The organism is Burkholderia sp. AU17457, assembly GCF_002223255.1.
Lineage (GTDB): Bacteria > Pseudomonadota > Gammaproteobacteria > Burkholderiales > Burkholderiaceae > Burkholderia > Burkholderia sola.
The window spans coordinates 120,180-137,167 of record NZ_NKFB01000001.1 but is presented as its reverse complement, the minus strand read 5'-3'; the positions used below and the strand labels follow the sequence as shown (position 1 = coordinate 137,167).

Genomic DNA, 16,988 nt, shown 5'->3' with positions numbered 1-16,988 from the left:
CGATCGAACCGGCGGCAGCCCGCACGCCGCGCCGGCACCGGTGCCGCTTCGCCCACCCGTCTGATCCCGCCAGGCTTTTACCGGCCACGCGAGCGAAGTGGGCGCGGCGGCAAGCGGAACGGTCGAACCGCCAACGCCGCTCCGGCCGCCCGGCTCACCGCGCCGAGGCCCTCACGCGCGATCGCGCAGCGTCTCCGACGGCCGCTTGCCGAACAGGCGCCGGTAATCGGTCGCGAACTGGCTCAGATGCCAGAAGCCCCACGCCTCCGCGACGTCCTGCACCGAGCCGGCCGCGCGCCCGCACAGGTCGCGCCGCGCGCCGTTCAGCCGCAGCGTGCGCAGGTAGGTCGCGGGCGCCATCCCGAGCACGTCCTGGAAGCAGTACTGCAGCGTGCGCCGGCTCACGTGCAACTGCTCGCACAGCTCGGGCACGCCGACCGGCCGCGTGCGGTGCGCGAGCACGTAGTCGCGCGCCTGGTCGACGATCCAGCGGCGCGTCGACGGCGCCGCGCCGCCGCCGTCGTCGGCCGGTTGCGCGCACGCATCGAACAGCGCGGCCAGCACTTCGGCCTGCAGGTCGTCGCGCTGCGCATCGGGCAGCGGGCCGGCCATCGCCACCGCGCCGTCGAGCCGGCGGCCGAGCAGCGCGCACAGGCGCGCGAGCCGCGCGTCGCCGACCTGCATCACGCGCTGCGTGAACAGCCGCTCGTCGAGCGCGCGGTGCTCGACTTCCTCCGCGTAGCGGCGCAGCACGTCGCCGCGCACGACGACGCCGTAGATCGAGAACTGCGCGGGCGTCACGAGTTCGAATTCGACGTTGCCGGGCCGGAACGCGAGCGCGCCGGGGCCGATGCGGCATGCATCGACGCGCGCCGAGCCGTCGCACACAAGCGGGATGCCGAACCAGTACGCGTCGCCGCGCACTTCGCACGCCTGGCGCAGCAGGTGGCTGGTCGATTCGCGAAACAGCTTCATCGTATCGAGCGGCAGCTCGGTCAGCGTGCCGACGAAGCGGCCGGCCGCGAGCTGGTCGTAGGTTTGCCGCCAGCCGATCAGGTTGCGCGCCTGCTCGTCCGCATCGTGCGCGACGCTGACGACGGCCTGCCCGGCGAACGCGTCGTCGCCCAGCGCGCTGCGCCGCGTGTCCTCGGCGGTCGGTTCTTCCGTATACGCCACGTGTTGATTCATCGTGTCCTCCCTCACCTGCGCGGAACCCTGCGTGTCACGCAAGTCCCGTGCCGAACCGCACGGCCCGGCGAGCAAGCCGCCATTGCACGCTGTCCGGCCGATGCGCGCCATGCGGGCGCACCCGAAGGCGGCATGCCGCGCACGCCGCCGGTGCGATCCGCGCGGCGAGCGCGCATGCGCGCCGCCGCCCGCGCCCGGATACCGGCTACCGGGCCGGCTTCAGCCGCACGACCCGCGTGCCGCAATTGCCGTATGCCTGCGCGATCGCCAGTTCGACGATCGCGCTGCCCGCCGCCCACGGCGCCGCGTCCGCTTCCGGCAGATCGGCGCGCAGCGTGGCGCGACCGTTGATCCGGTAGCGCAGGCCGCGCACGACATCGACGAAGAGCAATCCGACGCCACGGCCGTCGCAGGCGGCCGCGTCGATCCGGCCGCCGCCGTCAGGCGCGGCCGGCAACGCGAACCGCAGCGTCTTCGTATCGATCACGCGCACCACCGGCAGCAGATCACCGTTCGCGTCGCGCCGGCTCTGCACGATGTCGCAGGTCATCGAGGCACCCGCGGCGGATGCCATGCCGACGAACATGAACGGCTGCGATTCGACGAACTGCCGCACACCGACGCTCAATCGGGTCGTCACGACGTCGCTCATGCGCTCGGCTTCGTCGGCGACGCCGAAGCGGTGTTGCGCGTCGAGTTCGCCCGGATGGAAGACCGGGTGACGGGGAAAGGATCGGGGCGGTTCTGCCATGCTGAGGGGGGCGTCGCATCGGCGCGCCGTGCCGCCACGCGTGCGCGGCGGCCGGCAGCGTTGCCGGCGCCCGCTGCGCAAGAACGCGCGACCGGCGCCGGCTGTCGAACAGGGAAATCGAACCGGGCGACGTGCCGGGCCCAACCGGCCCCGGCACGTCGCCCCGGCTTCGGCGATCAGAAGAACCCGAGCGCCTCGGCCTGGTAGCTGACCAGCAGGCACTTCGTCTGCTGATAGTTCGACAGCGCCATCTTGTGCGTCTCACGGCCGATCCCCGACTGCTTGTAGCCGCCGAACGCCGCATGCGCGGGGTACAGGTGGTAGCAGTTGGTCCACACGCGGCCGGCCTCGACCTCGCGGCCCATCCGGTACGCGCGCGTGCCGCTGCGCGTCCACACGCCCGCGCCGAGCCCGTAGAACGTGTCGTTCGCGAGTTCGATCGCTTCCTGCTCGTCCTTGAACGTCATCACCGACGCGACCGGCCCGAAGATCTCTTCCTGGAACACACGCATCTTGTTGTTGCCGAGCAGCATCGTCGGCTTCACGTAGTAGCCCGTGCCGAGGTCGGCGGCCGGCGCCGTACGCTCGCCGCCCGTCAGGCATTGCGCGCCTTCGTCGCGGCCGATGTCGATGTACGACAGGATCTTGTCGAGCTGCTGCTGCGACGCCTGCGCGCCGATCATCGTCTGCAGGTCGAGCGGGTGGCCGGACTTGATGCGCTCGACGCGCGCGACGGCCTTCTCGATGAAGCGTTCGTAGATCGATTCCTGGATCAGGATCCGCGACGGGCACGTGCACACTTCGCCCTGGTTCAGCGCGAACATCGCGAGGCCTTCGAGCGCCTTGTCGAGGTACGCGTCGTCCTGGTCGAGCACGTCGGCGAAGAAGATGTTCGGGCTCTTGCCGCCCAGTTCGACCGTCGACGGGATCAGGTTGTCGGCCGCCGCGCGCAGGATGTGCTTGCCGACCGGCGTCGAGCCCGTGAACGCGATCTTCGCGATCCGCTTGCTGGTCGCGAGCGCTTCGCCCGCTTCCTTGCCGAAGCCGTTCACGATGTTGATCGTGCCGGCCGGGAACAGGTCGCCGATCAGCTCCATCAGCACGAGCACCGACGCGGGCGTCTGCTCGGCCGGCTTCATCACCACGCAGCAGCCGGCCGCGAGCGCCGGTGCGAGCTTCCACGCGGCCATCAGCAGCGGGAAGTTCCACGGGATGATCTGGCCGACCACGCCGAGCGGCTCGTGGAAGTGGTACGCGACGGTGTTGTCGTCGATCTCGGAGATGCCGCCTTCCTGCGCACGGATGCAGCCCGCGAAGTAGCGGAAGTGGTCGACCGCGAGCGGCAGGTCGGCCGCCATCGTCTCGCGCAGCGGCTTGCCGTTGTCGATCGTCTCGGCCACGGCCAGCAGCTTCAGGTTCTTTTCCATCCGGTCGGCGGCGGCGAGCAGCAGGTTCGAGCGCTCGGCCACGGACGTCTTGCCCCACTTGCGGCGCGCGGCATGCGCGGCGTCGAGCGCGAGCTCGATATCGTCGGCACCGGAGCGCGGGATGCGGCAGAACGGCTGGCCGTTGATCGGCGACACGTTCTCGAAATACTCGCCCTTCACCGGAGGAACCCACTTGCCGCCGATGTAGTTGTCGTATTGCTGACGGTACGGGTATTCGACGTCGAGGCCCAGTTGTTTCAGGTCAAACGGGTTCATACATGTCTCCTGTTCATCGTGCTTGTGTGAGTACAGCGCCGGTTGGAATGCGCTGATCCCGTTCATGCAACATGCGTGCCAAACGGAACGGGCGGGAGCGGGCGCACGTCGATCGCGGCCGGCGCGGGTTCGCACCGCGCGGTGTTCACGTCCGCAACACGGCCGGTGTACCGATTCTGAACACCGCGAGTGCGCAGCAATGGGGCCGGTGTTCGGAATTTCCACAGTGCGCGCCGCCGCGCTGCCCGCGAACGCGCGCCGCGCCGCGTGGCATGTCGCTTGCGTGCGAATCGCGGATCCACACGCCACGGCGAACGCGCCGACCGACACCATGAACGATCGCGGCCCGCTGACCGACGACGCCATCGCATTCATCCGCGAACAGGCTTTCCTGATCGTCGCAACCGCCGATGCAGCCGGCAACGCCGACTGTTCGTACCGCGGCCGCCAGCCGCGCGCCGACGGCTCGTTCGCGCCGCTCGTCGATATCCCGGACCGCCGCACGCTGGTACTGCCCGACTTCGCGGGCAACAACCTGCTCAACACGATCGGCAACCTGCTCGTGAATCCGGCCATCGCGCTGCTGTTCGTCGATTTCGTGCGTCAGACGACCTGGCACGTGCAGGGGCGTGCGATGCTGGACGAGGATACGCAAGCGCGTACCCAGCTGTGGCCGGATGCGTTGCGCTATCTGGTGATCGATGTGGAATGTGCAGAAGCGCGCGCGGAGGCGGGGCTGCCGCCGCTCGTGCTGGCGTGACGCGCGGCGGGTGAGGCTTTACGAATGGGTAACGCGGGCGCGGCGGCTGCGTCGACCGAAATACCGAAGTACCCAAGCACCGAGCACCGAGCACCGAGCACCGAGCACCGAGCACCGAGCACCAAGCACCGAAAACATCGAAGCATCCGAGCACCACGATGCAATGCTCGACGCCCGTGCGTCTCCACACACGCCGGTTCACGCCGACTGCCCGCCGACGCATCGGCTTGCGCATGCCCGTTCGCCTCAGCGCCCGTGCATCTCCGCACACGCCGGTTCGCTCCGGCTGCGCACCGACGTATCGGCCTGCGCGTGGCCGTCCATCTCGTCGCCCGCTTCGTCGACGGCCGGCCGCCCGCCGAGAAACCCGAACACCACCACCGCGCACAGCACCGTGACGACGGCCAGCGCGATCAACAGCCGGTCGAACGCGCGCGCGTAGCTCGCGATCAACGCCGCACGGCCGACGCCCGGCAACGCGGCAGCCGCGCCCGCGAGATCGCCGGTCGCGAGCCGCGCGGCGGCCCGCAGCGTCGCGTCCGGCGTGCCGGCGGCCCCCACCGCCCGCGCCAGCCCCGTTTGCGCGAGCGCGGCCAGCACCGCGCCGACGATCGCGAGCGCAATCCCCTCACCGGCCACGCGCGTCGTGCTGAAAATGCCCGTCGCCATCCCCGCGCGCTCCTTCGGCACGACGCTCACCGACAGCCCGTCCATCAGCCCCCACGGCATGCCGGCGCCGACGCCGATCGCGAGCATCGGCGCGATCGCCGCCGGCCCCGCGCCGCCGCGCAGCGCGATACCGAGCCACACGAGCCCCGCCGCGGCGACCAGCAACCCAAGCCCGGAAATCACGCCGGCCGACAGCCAGCGCGTGAGCGTCGCCGCGACGAGCGGCACGACCAGCATCGGCGCGGAGATCGCGAGCATCAGCCAGCCGGCGTCGATCTCGCTGAAGCCGTCGATGCCGATGAAGCGCAGCGGCAGCACGACGAGCAGCACGATGTAGCAGCAACAGGTCGACACCGGCAGCACCTGGACGCCGACGAAGCGCGCGATGCGAAACAGCGACAGATCGAGCATCGGCCGCGCGACGCGCGTCTCGATCGTCACGAACGCGCACGCGCCGAGCGCCGCGCCGGCCAGCAGCGCGATCACGAGCGGGCTCGACCAGCCGCGCGCGGGCGCCTCGATCACACCGAACGTGAACAGCGTCAGCGCGGCCGTGAACGCGGCCGTGCCGGGCCAGTCGAGCCCCGTCGCGTGCGGATCGCGCGACTCGTGCATGCGCGGCAGCCCGAACGCGAGCGACAGCACGCCGGCCACCGCGCTCGTCACGAAGATCGCACGCCAGCCGTAATGCCCGATCAGCCCGCCGGCGAGCACGGGCCCGAACGCGAGCCCGATCCCGAACGTCGTGCCGAGCAGGCTGAACGCACGCGTGCGCGCCGGGCCGTCGAATTCCTGCGCGAGCGCGGCCGTGCCGCCGGCGAGCGCCGCGGCCGCCGCGAGCCCTTGCGCGGCGCGCAGCAGATCGACCGCGAGTATCGACGGCGCGAACGCGAGCGCGACCGACATCAGCGTGAAGCCGCCGACGCCGATCGCGAACAGGCGCTTGCGGCCGAACTGGTCGGCCAGCGCGCCCGACGCCATCAGGAAGCTGCCGAACGCGAGCATGAACGCGTTGGTGATCCAGTTCATCGCGACCGGGCTGCCGTGCAGGTCGCGGCCGATCGCCGGCGTCGCGACCGCGCCGCCCGAAAACGACAGCGGCAGCGCGACGGCGGCCATGCAGACGGCGGCCAGCACCCATGCGCGCCGGCGCGCCGCGTGGGCAGAAACGGCTGAAACAGGGTGATCCATCATCGCTCCTCGAAAAAGCCGGCGCGGATGCGCCATCAGAGCGACAGAAGATAAATCGGATTCAATCCGCGAAAAACCACGCGAAGCTCCGTATATAACGGACTAAAATTCCGTAATTACCCCGCCAGCGTGCGTCGCCCGCGCACCGTTCGATTCGATGGAAAACCTCACCGGCATCGTCGCGTTCGTCCGCACCGCCGAAGCGCTGAGCTTCGTCGCGGCCGGCCGCACGCTCGGCATCTCGGCGTCGGCGGTCGGCAAGACGATCGCGAAACTCGAGCAGTCGCTCGGCGTGCGCCTGTTCAACCGCACGACGCGGCGCGTGACGCTCACCGACGAGGGGCGGCATTTCTACGAGCGCTGCCAGCGGATCCTCGAGGATTTCCGCGACGCGGAGGCGACCGTGACGGCCTCCGCGCAGCGCCCGCGCGGCAAGCTGCGCGTGAGCCTGCCGGTGATCGGCTACCGCTTCCTGCTGCCGGTGCTGCCCGAGTTCCGGCAGCGCTATCCGGACGTCGAGCTCGATCTCGATTTCAACGACCGGATGGTCGATGTCGTCGAAGGCGGCTTCGACGCGGTCATCCGCAGCGGCCCGCTGTCCGATTCGAGCCTGATGTCGCGGCGGCTCGGCCCGTTCGCGTTCGTGCTGTGCGCGACGCCCGCGTATCTCGCGCGGGCCGGCACGCCGCGCACGCCGCGCGAACTCGAAGCGCACGACTGCGTGCGCTACTGCTTCCCGACCACCGGCAAGCTGCAAGACTGGGCGCTCGCGGCCGACGACGGCACGCCGCTCACGCTGCGCACCGCGATGACCTGCAACAACATGGAAGCGCTGCGCGGCGCCGTGCTCGCGGGGCTCGGCATCGGCTACATGCCCGACTTCCTCGCGCGCGACGCGCTCGAACACGGCGCGCTCGTCACCGTGCTCGACGCCTACCGGATCGCACCGGGGCAATTCTCGATCGTGTGGCCGTCAAGCCGGCAGTTGTCGCCGAAGCTGCGCGTGTTCGTCGATTTCCTGTGCGAACGGCTGTTCACGTAGTCGCGCCGATCCGCTCCGCTTCCGCCGGTGGCAGCAGCGCGTCGCTGTCGTCCTTCAGCCCGACGCCCGTCAGCCCGAGACGGCGCGCGTGCGTCATCAGGTAATGCAGCTTGTGCGCGGCGGCCGCGTGCGGCAGCCCTTCGGGCCGCACGTTCGAGATGCAGTTGCGCAGCGCGTCGTGACAGCCGACCTTCGGCGCCCACGTCAGGTACACGCCGAGGCTGTCCGGCGAACTGAGCCCCGGCCGTTCGCCGATCAGCATCGCGACCACCTTCGCGCGCAGCAGCTCGCCGATCTCGTCGCCGAGCGCGACGCGCGCCTGCGTCGCGACCACCACCGGGCCGATCCGCCAGCCGTCCGCGTCGAGCCGCGGCCGCACGGCCTGCAACAGCGGCAGCGCCTGCTTCGCGGCCGCGAACGCCGACAGCCCGTCGCCGACCACGAACACGACATCGGGCGCGTCGTCGAGCGCCGCCCCGTAACCGGCCAGCAGCCCGCGGCTGTCGTCCGACAGCTTGCGGCCGAGATCGGGCCGGCGCAGGTAGTGGTCGCGGTCGGGCGCGGCGCTCTGCACACGCAGCGTCGGCAGCATGCCGGCCGCCTCGATCTCGCGCCGCAGCGCATCCGCGTCGAGCGGCTGGTGCACCGCGTCGCGCGCTTGCGCATGCGACAGGTTGAAGGCCAGCAGCGGCGCGGTCGGCAGGCTGTTGCCCGCGCGGCCGAGCGCGATCCGCGCGTTCGTGAACGACTTCAGCTGCCCCCACGGATTCTTCTCGACGGCGTCGCTCATGCGGAAATCCCCATCCAGTCGTTCGCGCCCGCGAGCAGCGGCACGCGTGCCGACGCCGCGCGCAGCGCGCCGTGCGCGTCGGCGATCTCCATCGTCTCCAGCCATTCCTCGAATTCCGGCGCGCGGCGCAGGCCGAGCACCTCGCGGACGTAGAGCTGGTCGTGGAACGACGTGCTCTGATAGTTGAGCATCACGTCGTCCGCGCCCGGAATCCCCATGATGAAGTTGATGCCGGCCGCCCCCAGCAGCGTCAGCAGCGTGTCCATGTCGTCCTGGTCGGCTTCCGCGTGGTTCGTGTAGCAGATGTCGCAGCCCATCGGCACGCCGAGCAGCTTGCCGCAGAAGTGATCCTCGAGCCCTGCGCGGATGATCTGCTTGCCGTCGTACAGGTATTCGGGCCCGATGAAGCCGACCACCGTGTTCACGAGAAACGGCTCGAACTTGCGCGCGACCGCATACGCGCGTACTTCGCAGGTCTGCTGATCGACGCCGAAGTGCGCGTTCGCCGACAGCGCGCTGCCCTGGCCCGTCTCGAAATACATCAGGTTGTCGCCGACCGTGCCGCGCTTCAGCGCCAGCGCGGCCTCGCGCGCCTCGCCGAGCAGCGCGAGCGAGATCCCGAAGCTCGCGTTCGCCTTCTCGGTGCCCGCGATCGACTGGAACACGAGATCGACCGGCGCGCCCTTCTCGATCGCCGCGATCGTGTTGGTCACGTGGGTGAGCACGCACGACTGCGTCGGCACGCCGTAGCGCTCGCGGAAGCCGTCGATCATCGCGAGCAGCTTCACGATCGCCGCGAGGCTGTCGGTGGCCGGGTTGATGCCGATCATCGCGTCGCCGCAGCCGTACATCAGCCCGTCGAGCATCGACGCGGCGATCCCCTTCACGTCGTCGGTCGGGTGGTTCGGCTGCAGCCGCACCGACATCCGGCCGGCCAGCCCGACCGTGTTGCGAAAGCGCGTGACCACGCGGCGCTTGCGCGCGGCCGCGATCAGGTCCTGGTTGCGCATCAGCTTCGACACGGCCGCGACCATCTCGGGCGTGAGGCCGGGCGCGATCCGTTCGAGCGCCGCGCCGTCGGCCGCGGGCGACAGCAGCCAGTTGCGGAAATCGCCGACGGTGAGGTGCGAGATCTCCGCGAACGCGTGCGCGTCGTGATCGTCGATGATGAGGCGCGTGACCTCGTCGTCTTCATACGGGATCACCGCTTCGTTCAGGAACGCCTTCAGCGGCACGCCCGCGAGCGCGATCTTCGCGGCGACGCGCTCCTCCTCGCTCGCCGCCGCGACGCCGGCGAGCTGGTCGCCGGAACGCAGCGGGCTCGCCTTCGCGAGCAGCGTCTTCAGGTCCGCGAAGCGGTACGTGCGCGGACCGATCGTCTCCGTATAGGACATCGTGCGAATCTCCTTGCCAAAAGCCGACGGCGCGCCCGTTCGACGGGGCGCGCCGGATGCCGTCAGGAACGGCCTTTCTCGTTCACCGTCGTCACCCTGCTTACTCCTCCAGCAGCGCGTCGCCGGGCGCGCTCGCGCGCTGCGAACGGGTCGCGAGGAAGTACGCGTAGCCGACCGCGAGGAAGCCGACGAACACCAGCGCGACCAGCCCGTTGAAAACCACCATCGTACCGAGGCAGACGAGCGCCGCCAGGATCGCGAAGGCCGGGAAGATCGGGTACAGCGGCGCGCGGAACGGCCGCGCCATGTTCGGCTGCGAGCGACGCAGCTTGAACAGCGCCGCCATGCTGACGATATACATCACGATCGCACCGAATACCGACATCGTCACGATATTCGCGGTGAGCGTCTGGCCGCCGAACTGGATCAGCTCGTCGCTGTAGATCGCGGCAATCCCGACCACGCCGCCCGCGAGAATCGCGCGATGCGGGGTCTTGAAGCGCGGATGCACCTTGCCGAGCCATTCGGGCAGGTAGCCTTCGCGGGCCAGCGCGAAGATCTGGCGCGAATAGCCGAGGATGATCCCGTGGAACGACGCGACGAGCCCGAACAGCCCGAGCCACACGAGCATGTGCATCCAGCCGCTGTTCGCGCCGACGATGTACTTCATCGCCTGCGGCAGCGGATCGTTGATGTTCGCGAGCTTGGTCCAGTCGCCCGCGCCGCCGGCGAACACCATCACGCCGATCGCGAGCGCGACGAGGGTCAGGATCCCGGCCACGTACGCGATCGGAATCGAGCGCTTCGGGTTCTTCGCTTCCTCGGCGGCCATCGCGACACCTTCGATCGCGAGGAAGAACCAGATCGCGAACGGAATCGCCGCGAACATCCCGTGGAACGCGCCCATGCTGAAGTGATCGGCGCCCGACCAGCCGCCCTTCGTGAAATTGCTCCACGCGAAGCCCGGCGACACGACGCCCATGAACACCAGCAGCTCGAAGATCGCGAGCAGCGTGACGACGAGCTCGAAGGTCGCGGCGATCTGCACGCCGACGATGTTCAGCGCCATGAACACGAGATACGCGCCCATCGCCGCGTGTTTCGGTTCGAGCCCCGGAAACTGCACGTGCAGGTACGCGCCGATCGCGAGCGCGATCGCGGGCGGCGCGAACACGAACTCGACCAGCGTCGCGGCACCGGCCAGATAACCGCCGGTCGGGCCGAACGCGCGGCGCGCATACGCGAACGGGCCGCCCGCGTGCGGGATCGACGTCGTCAGCTCGGTGAAACTGAAGATGAAGGTGGTGTACATCGCCGCGACGAACAGCGCGGTGATCACGAAACCCAGCGTGCCCGCGCTGGCCCAGCCGTAGCTCCAGCCGAAGTATTCGCCGGAAATCACGAGGCCGACCGCGATGCCCCACAGTTGCCAGGTCCCGAGCGTCTGCTGCAGCGCGGGCTGGCCGGAGGACTTGACGCCGGCGGCGGGCCGGCCATTCGACTCTGCTTTCATCGGACTCTCTCCTCAAAGGCGCCGGACCTGCGGGCCCGCGCGACTGAGAATCGATGCTAGAGAGTCATTAAACGACGTGTTATCGAAATTCGGCAAAGATCGCGGCTGACATTTCGCTTGCGGAAACGCTCGCGGTAACGCTCGCGGCGACGCCGGCCGCGCGCGTTGCCACGCCGCTCCGGCCCGCGCGATGCGGGCCGGAGCGGCCGTGCCGGCCGGCGTTACTGGCCGCCGCCGCGCTGGTTGAACCAGCGGTCGAGCAGCTTGCCGGCCGCTTCCCGGCCGCCGAGGCCGAACGACAGCGCGACGGCCACCGCGATCGCGCCGAGCACGAGGCCGAACGCGAGCTGGACGATTTCGTTCGCGATGCCCATCGCGCGCAGCCCCATCGCGAACACGAGGCCGAGGATCGCGAATTGCGCGATGCGCGCGAACAGCACGCTGTGCTCGCGGTCGGCCTGCTCGATCACGCGGCGCGCGAGGCCCGCGAGCCACACGCCGATCACGAGGATCACGCCGCCCATCAGCACGTGGCCGCCGAATTCGATGAACAGCGTGACGATGTCGCGCACCTGCGTGAAGCCGAGCCGGTTCGCGGCCTCGACCGACGCGAACAGCATCGCGAAGAACACGATCAACCGCGCGACCAGCACCGACGGCTGCAGGATGCCCGAGAACACGCGCTCGACGCCGAGCACGGCCGGCAGCCCGTCGACGCCGGCGGCTTCCAGCAGCTTCTGCGCGAGCGACGCGACGAAGCGCGCGAAGTAGAACGTGACGAGCACGATCACGATCGCCGCGACGATGTCCGGCACCGCGCCGAGGAACTGGTTCAGCATGTTGGTCGCGGGGATCGAGATCGCGTCGATCTTCAGCGCGTCGAGCGCGGAGATCAGCGTCGGCACGAACACGAACACGTAGACGATCGTGCCGACCAGGCTCGACACGCGCACCGGCGTCGGGCTGTCGATGCCTTGCGTGAGGCGGTCGGCGCCGGCGGCGACCAGCAGGTTCGTCACGAGGCCGCGCAGCACGCGCGCGACGACCCAGCCGACGAAGCCGATCACCGCGGCCGCGAAGAGGTTCGGCACGATCGCGAGCAGCTTGTCGACCATGCCCTGCACCGGCGAGAGCAGGCCCGACAGCGCGAACGACGCGAGGATCGCCGGCAGGAACATCAGGATCACGAGCCAGAACAGCACGTCGCCGAGATAGCCGCTCATCGGCTGCATGCCGGCGCTTTCGGACAGCGTGGCGTCGACCTTGCTCGCCTTCAGCGCGCGGTTCGCGAGGCTGCGCAGCAGCGATGCGATCAGCCACGCGATCAGCGTCAGCGCCGCGCCGCCGATCAGGTTCGGCAGGTAGTTGACGATGTGCGTGACGAGCAGCGAGAACGGATTGGAGACCGCGTACAGGTTGAGCACGTTGAAGATGCCCACCGCGGTGACGAGCAGCACGAGCCAGAACAGGCCGCCGGCGATGATGCGTTCGACGCACGCGCCCTGGCCCGTGCTGTCGGTGATCCGCTGATCGACCTTCAGTGCACTGAGCAGCCGGAGCGCGCCGGCCCGCACCGCAACGGCGATCAGCCAGCCGATCACCAGGATGCCGATCGCGCCGGCGATCTTGGGCAGGTATCCGCCTAGCGTGGCCTGCAGCGACGTGATGAAGCTGGAAGCATCCATTTCTTCTTCTCCCGAAAACGTGGTGTGGCGATTGAACATCGACGAACGACCTGCGTAATTCGAAATGCGTGCTGCCCCGTCCGAGCAACTTACCCGAGAAAAATGACGCGTTCACCCGATTTCACCGTCTTTAACTTTAGTTCGAGATCCCGGAGGGGCAAGACCCCATTTCGTTGAAATCAAAAAGGGGCTGATCGTCCGGTGTCCGGCATTTCCGCAAGATTTGTCCATTCGGCCCGTGCTACCGTGGCGTCGGTTCCAGCCCGGACACGTCGATGCCCCCAGCCGAAACGAAACCCGACCCGCCCGCATGGGTGCGCTACGCGGCCAGCGTGGCGCGCGTCCATGCGTACATCGGCGCGCATCTCGACGGCCCGCTCGATCTGAACCGGCTCGCCGAAGTCGCGTGCCTGTCGCCGTATCACTGGCAGCGCGTCTACCGCGCGCTGTACGGCGAATCGATCGTGCTGACGGTGCGGCGGATGCGGATCGTGCGGGCGTCCGAGGATCTGGTCTGTACCACGCGGCCGCTCGACGAGATCGCACGGCGCGCGGGCTACGGTTCGACGCACGCGTTCGCGCGGGCGTTTCGCGACGCGTACGGCGTGCTGCCCGCGCAGCACCGGCGCACGGGCGTCCACCGGCCGATTTATCCACTACAGCGAGGAGAGGAAGACATGTTCAAGCACGAGGTCGAGATCCGGCGCCTGCCGGAACTGAGCGGCTACGCGGTGACGCATACCGGCGCATACCTGAAGGTGGGCGACGCGTTCGGCCGGATCGGCGCGTGGGCCGCGCAGAACGGGCTGTTCGGCCCGGGCGCGAAGATGATCGGGATTTTCTACGACGATCCGGACACGACGCCCGAAGCGCAGTTGCGCGCGAAAGCGTGCATCATGCCGGCCGACGGCGCGCCGGACGTCGCGCCCGCGCCGCCGGTCGAGCGTGCGACGATCGCAGGCGGCGACTACGCGGTGCTGCTGCATACCGGGCCGTATGCGGACCTGAAGACGGCCTACCAGTGGCTCTACGGCGACTGGCTGCGTCACTCGGGGCGCGAAGCCGCCGACGCGCCGCCGTTCGAGCTGTACCTCAATACGCCGATGGATACGGCGCCGGCCGACCTGCGCACCGAAATTCACCTGCCGCTGCGCTGAGCGACGGGTGTGTCGCGGCGCCGTGTATCTGGACGGACCGCGACGATATTGCGGGTGCGAGCATGCCCGGGACGGCATCGGGCATGCCGGTGCGCCGGCCGTCGAGCGAAGCGTGCCGGCCTGTGCTGATGCGCAGCCGGCACGAACACGCGGATAGCTTCAAGCCGCCTGCGTTCCGCAGCCGGGACAGAACCGCGCGTCGGCCGCCAGCGCCGCGTGGCAGCGGCTGCAGGCCTTGCCGCGTTGCGCCGCGCCGCACTGCGCGCAGAAGCGTGCATCGGCCGCGTAGAGTGCGCCGCAGCCCGCGCACGCGAGCTGGCTCGGCGCCAGCCTGCCGCCCTGACCACCGTTGGCCGCGTCGGCCGGCGCCTGCCGGCCCCAGCCGTGGCGATCGCGGCCGCGCGCATCGTGGCCGCCGTGCCCGCCCTGGCGCGGGCCGCCGTGATGCCCGCCGCCGTGGCCGCCGTTCCCGCTATTGCCGTGCCCGCCGCCATGGCCGCCGTGGCCGCCGAGAATCCGTTTCAGAAAGCTCATCGCCGGCTCCTCAACGCGCGGCCTGGGCGCCACCGAACGCGCCGGAGGACGACAGCAGCCGCAAACCGTTGGCCACGACGATCAGGCTCGCGCCCGCGTCGGCGAAGACCGCCATCCACATCGTGCCGAGCCCCGCGACCGTGAGGCCGAGGAACACGACCTTCACGCCGAGCGCGAAACCGATGTTCTGCACCAGCACGCGGTGCGTCGCGCGCGACAGCCGCACGAACGCGGGGATCTTGCGCAGGTCGTCGTCCATCAGCGCGACGTCGGCCGTCTCGATCGCGGTGTCGGTGCCCATCGCGCCCATCGCGAAGCCGATGTCGGCGCGCGCGAGCGCCGGCGCATCGTTGATCCCGTCGCCGACCATCCCGACCGCGCCCGCGCCGCCCGCCGACAGTTCGTCGACCGCCGCGAGCTTGTCTTCCGGCAACTGGTTGCCGCGCGCATCGTCGATGCCGGCCTGCCGCGCGATCGCCTGCGCGGTATGCGGGTTGTCGCCCGTCAGCATCGCGGTGCGGATGCCGAGCGCATGCAGGTCGGCGATCGCATCGCGGCTCGTGTCCTTGATCGTGTCGGCCACCGCGAAGATGCCGAGCACGCGCGTTGCGTCGACCAGCACGACGACGCTCTTGCCCTGCCGCTCCAGCGCGTCGAGCTTCGCCTCGAGCGCCGCCGAGCAGCGCTGCAGCTCCTCGACGAGCCGGTGATTGCCGAGCCAGTAACGCGTGCCGTCGATCGTGCCGCGCACGCCGCGCCCGACAATCGCTTCGAAGTCCTGCACGTCGGCGAATGCCGTCGTGCCGGCGTCGCGGGCCGCCCCGGCAATCGCCTGCGACACCGGGTGATCGGAGCGCGCCGCGAGGCTCGCGCCGAGGTGCCGCACGCGCGCCGCATCGGCGTCGTCCGCATGCACGTCGAAGTCGGTCTGCACCGGCTTGCCGTGCGTGATCGTGCCGGTCTTGTCGAGTGCAAGCCACGCGAGCTTGCGCCCTTCTTCCAGATAGACGCCGCCCTTCACGAGAATCCCGCGCCGCGCCGCGGCCGCGAGCCCCGACACGATGGTCACGGGCGTCGAGATCACCAGCGCACACGGGCACGCGATCACGAGCAGCACGAGCGCGCGGTAGATCCAGTCGTGCCACGCGCCGCCCATCGCGAGCGGCGGCACCACCGCGACCAGCAGCGCGACCGCGAACACGATCGGCGTATACACGCGGGCGAACTGGTCGACGAAGCGCTGCGTCGGCGCCTTCGCGCCCTGCGCTTCCTCGACCGCATGGATGATCCGTGCAAGCGTCGAGTTCGCCGCGACGGCCGTCACACGGTATTCGAACGAACCCGATTCGTTGATCGTGCCCGCGTACACGGCGTCGCCGCTCGCCTTTTCGACGGGCAGGCTCTCGCCGGTGATCGGCGCCTGGTTGACCGTCGAGCGGCCGGCGACGACTTCGCCGTCCAGCCCGATCCGCTCGCCCGGCTTCACGCGCACGACCGCGCCAAGCGCGACCTGTGCGGCCTCGATCGTGCGCCACGCGCCGTCGGCCTGCTGCACGGTCGCGGTGTCCGGCGCGAGCTGCATCAGCCCCTGGATCGCATTGCGCGCGCGGTCGAGCGACTTCGCCTCGATCAGCTCGGCGATCGTGAACAGCACCATCACCATCGCGGCTTCCGGCCACTGGCCGATCGCCATCGCGCCCGTCACCGCGATGCTCATCAGCGCGTTGATGTTCAGGTTGCCGTTGCGGATCGCGATCCAGCCTTTCTTGTACGTCGTCAGCCCGCACGCGAGCACCGCGGCGAGCGCGAGCGCCGCCGACAGCCACACAGGCAGCCCGGCCCAGGTCGCGCCTTCGGACGCGATCGCGGCGACGCCGGCCAGCGCCAGCGGCCACCACGGTTTGGCCGGCGCGTCGGCGACGCGCGCCGCCGGGCCGCCGGCCGTGGCCGTCGTGGCGGCCTCAGGCGTCATCCCGAGCGTGCGGATCGCGCTTTCGATCGCCGGCTGCGCGCCGGCCACGTGCTCGACGGTCAGCATCCGCTGCATCAGGTTGAATTCGAGCGCCGATACCTGCTGCATGCCGCCGAGCTTCTTGCGGATCAGCGTTTCCTCGGTCGGGCAGTCCATCTGCATGATCCGGAACGCGGAGCGCACGTGGCCAGACGCGGTCGCCTGCGCGACCGGCAGCGGCGCGAGCGTCAGCGCGGCGGGCGCGCAGCAGTCGCCGGCCGCGTGGTCGTGGTCGTGGTCGTGGTCGTGGTCGTGGTCGTGGTCGTGGTCGTGGTCGTGGTCGTGGTCGTGGTCGTGGTCGTGGTCGTGGTCGTGGTCGTGGTCGGCATGGTCGGGCGAACACGCGGCGCCATGGCGATGCGTATCGCCACCAGCTTCGTCGTGATCGTGATCGTGGTCATGATCATGGCCGTGCGCGCGCTCGCCGGCCGCCGGCGCCGCATCGGCCACGGTCACCGTCTGCGCGTCGCGCGCATCGGCGCAGCAGGCATCGGCGCCGCCGGCATGACGGTGTCGTGGGTCGTGGGGACGCTGGGCGTCGGTCATGACAACCTCCTTTTGTGGCTTGACGGTGTAGAGTTAACACCCTGAAGCCACTAC

General features: G+C 69.8%; 13 protein-coding genes. 3 read left to right on the top strand and 10 right to left on the bottom strand.

From position 1 onward, the window contains the following. Positions 1 to 171: 171 nt before the first annotated feature. From CFB49_RS00640 to exaC, 3 genes are all read right to left on the bottom strand, one after another. On the bottom strand, positions 172 to 1,188 hold the full coding sequence (locus CFB49_RS00640; protein WP_069618761.1) for a helix-turn-helix domain-containing protein: 1,017 nt from the start codon (positions 1,186 to 1,188) through the stop codon (positions 172 to 174). A 205-nt stretch (positions 1,189 to 1,393) separates the two neighbouring features. Next, on the bottom strand, positions 1,394 to 1,939 hold the full coding sequence (locus CFB49_RS00635) for a hypothetical protein (RefSeq protein ID WP_089490535.1): 546 nt from the start codon (positions 1,937 to 1,939) through the stop codon (positions 1,394 to 1,396). A gap of 176 nt (positions 1,940 to 2,115) precedes the next feature. After that, complete coding sequence (gene exaC, locus CFB49_RS00630; protein ID WP_089490580.1) at positions 2,116 to 3,642, bottom strand: acetaldehyde dehydrogenase ExaC; 1,527 nt, start codon at positions 3,640 to 3,642, stop codon at positions 2,116 to 2,118. A 331-nt stretch (positions 3,643 to 3,973) separates the two neighbouring features. Here exaC and CFB49_RS00625 point away from each other — a divergent pair, with 331 nt between their 5' ends. Then, positions 3,974 to 4,402 (top strand): pyridoxamine 5'-phosphate oxidase family protein, encoded by a 429-nt coding sequence (locus CFB49_RS00625; RefSeq protein WP_069618837.1) that lies wholly within the window; start codon positions 3,974 to 3,976, stop codon positions 4,400 to 4,402. 246 nt (positions 4,403 to 4,648) lie between these two features. On the opposite strand, the gene CFB49_RS00620 is transcribed toward CFB49_RS00625, so the two are convergent. Then, positions 4,649 to 6,262: an MFS transporter gene (locus CFB49_RS00620; RefSeq protein ID WP_089490579.1), complete on the bottom strand. Its 1,614-nt coding sequence runs from the start codon at positions 6,260 to 6,262 to the stop codon at positions 4,649 to 4,651. Positions 6,263 to 6,419: 157 nt separating this feature from the next. Here CFB49_RS00620 and CFB49_RS00615 point away from each other — a divergent pair, with 157 nt between their 5' ends. Next, on the top strand, positions 6,420 to 7,304 hold the full coding sequence (locus tag CFB49_RS00615; protein WP_069618838.1) for a LysR family transcriptional regulator: 885 nt from the start codon (positions 6,420 to 6,422) through the stop codon (positions 7,302 to 7,304). Here CFB49_RS00615 and eutC read toward each other — a convergent pair. The 4 genes from eutC to CFB49_RS00595 all read right to left on the bottom strand — a co-directional run bounded on the left by eutC (position 7,297) and on the right by CFB49_RS00595 (position 12,686). Beyond that, on the bottom strand, positions 7,297 to 8,094 hold the full coding sequence (gene eutC, locus CFB49_RS00610; RefSeq protein WP_069618765.1) for an ethanolamine ammonia-lyase subunit EutC: 798 nt from the start codon (positions 8,092 to 8,094) through the stop codon (positions 7,297 to 7,299). The genes CFB49_RS00615 and eutC overlap by 8 nt on opposite strands. Next, positions 8,091 to 9,488: an ethanolamine ammonia-lyase subunit EutB gene (locus CFB49_RS00605; protein ID WP_059580563.1), complete on the bottom strand. Its 1,398-nt coding sequence runs from the start codon at positions 9,486 to 9,488 to the stop codon at positions 8,091 to 8,093. The genes eutC and CFB49_RS00605 overlap by 4 nt, the downstream gene beginning before the upstream one ends. Positions 9,489 to 9,588: 100 nt before the next feature. Continuing rightward, positions 9,589 to 11,001: an ethanolamine permease gene (gene eat / locus CFB49_RS00600; RefSeq protein ID WP_069618767.1), complete on the bottom strand. Its 1,413-nt coding sequence runs from the start codon at positions 10,999 to 11,001 to the stop codon at positions 9,589 to 9,591. Between the two features lie 221 nt (positions 11,002 to 11,222). Continuing rightward, positions 11,223 to 12,686, bottom strand: a complete 1,464-nt coding sequence (locus CFB49_RS00595) for a mechanosensitive ion channel (RefSeq protein ID WP_089490534.1) — start codon at positions 12,684 to 12,686, stop codon at positions 11,223 to 11,225. Positions 12,687 to 12,961: 275 nt separating this feature from the next. On the opposite strand from CFB49_RS00595, the gene CFB49_RS00590 reads away from it, so the two are divergent. Then, positions 12,962 to 13,843 (top strand): AraC family transcriptional regulator, encoded by an 882-nt coding sequence (locus CFB49_RS00590; protein ID WP_089490533.1) that lies wholly within the window; start codon positions 12,962 to 12,964, stop codon positions 13,841 to 13,843. A 159-nt stretch (positions 13,844 to 14,002) separates the two neighbouring features. On the opposite strand, the gene CFB49_RS00585 is transcribed toward CFB49_RS00590, so the two are convergent. After that, positions 14,003 to 14,377 carry a zinc ribbon domain-containing protein gene (locus CFB49_RS00585; protein ID WP_089490532.1) on the bottom strand — a complete coding sequence of 125 codons (375 nt, stop codon included), beginning with the start codon at positions 14,375 to 14,377 and terminating at the stop codon, positions 14,003 to 14,005. Positions 14,378 to 14,387: 10 nt separating this feature from the next. After that, positions 14,388 to 16,934, bottom strand: coding sequence for a heavy metal translocating P-type ATPase (locus CFB49_RS00580; RefSeq protein ID WP_089490531.1), 2,547 nt, complete (start codon positions 16,932 to 16,934; stop codon positions 14,388 to 14,390). Positions 16,935 to 16,988: the final 54 nt, after the last annotated feature.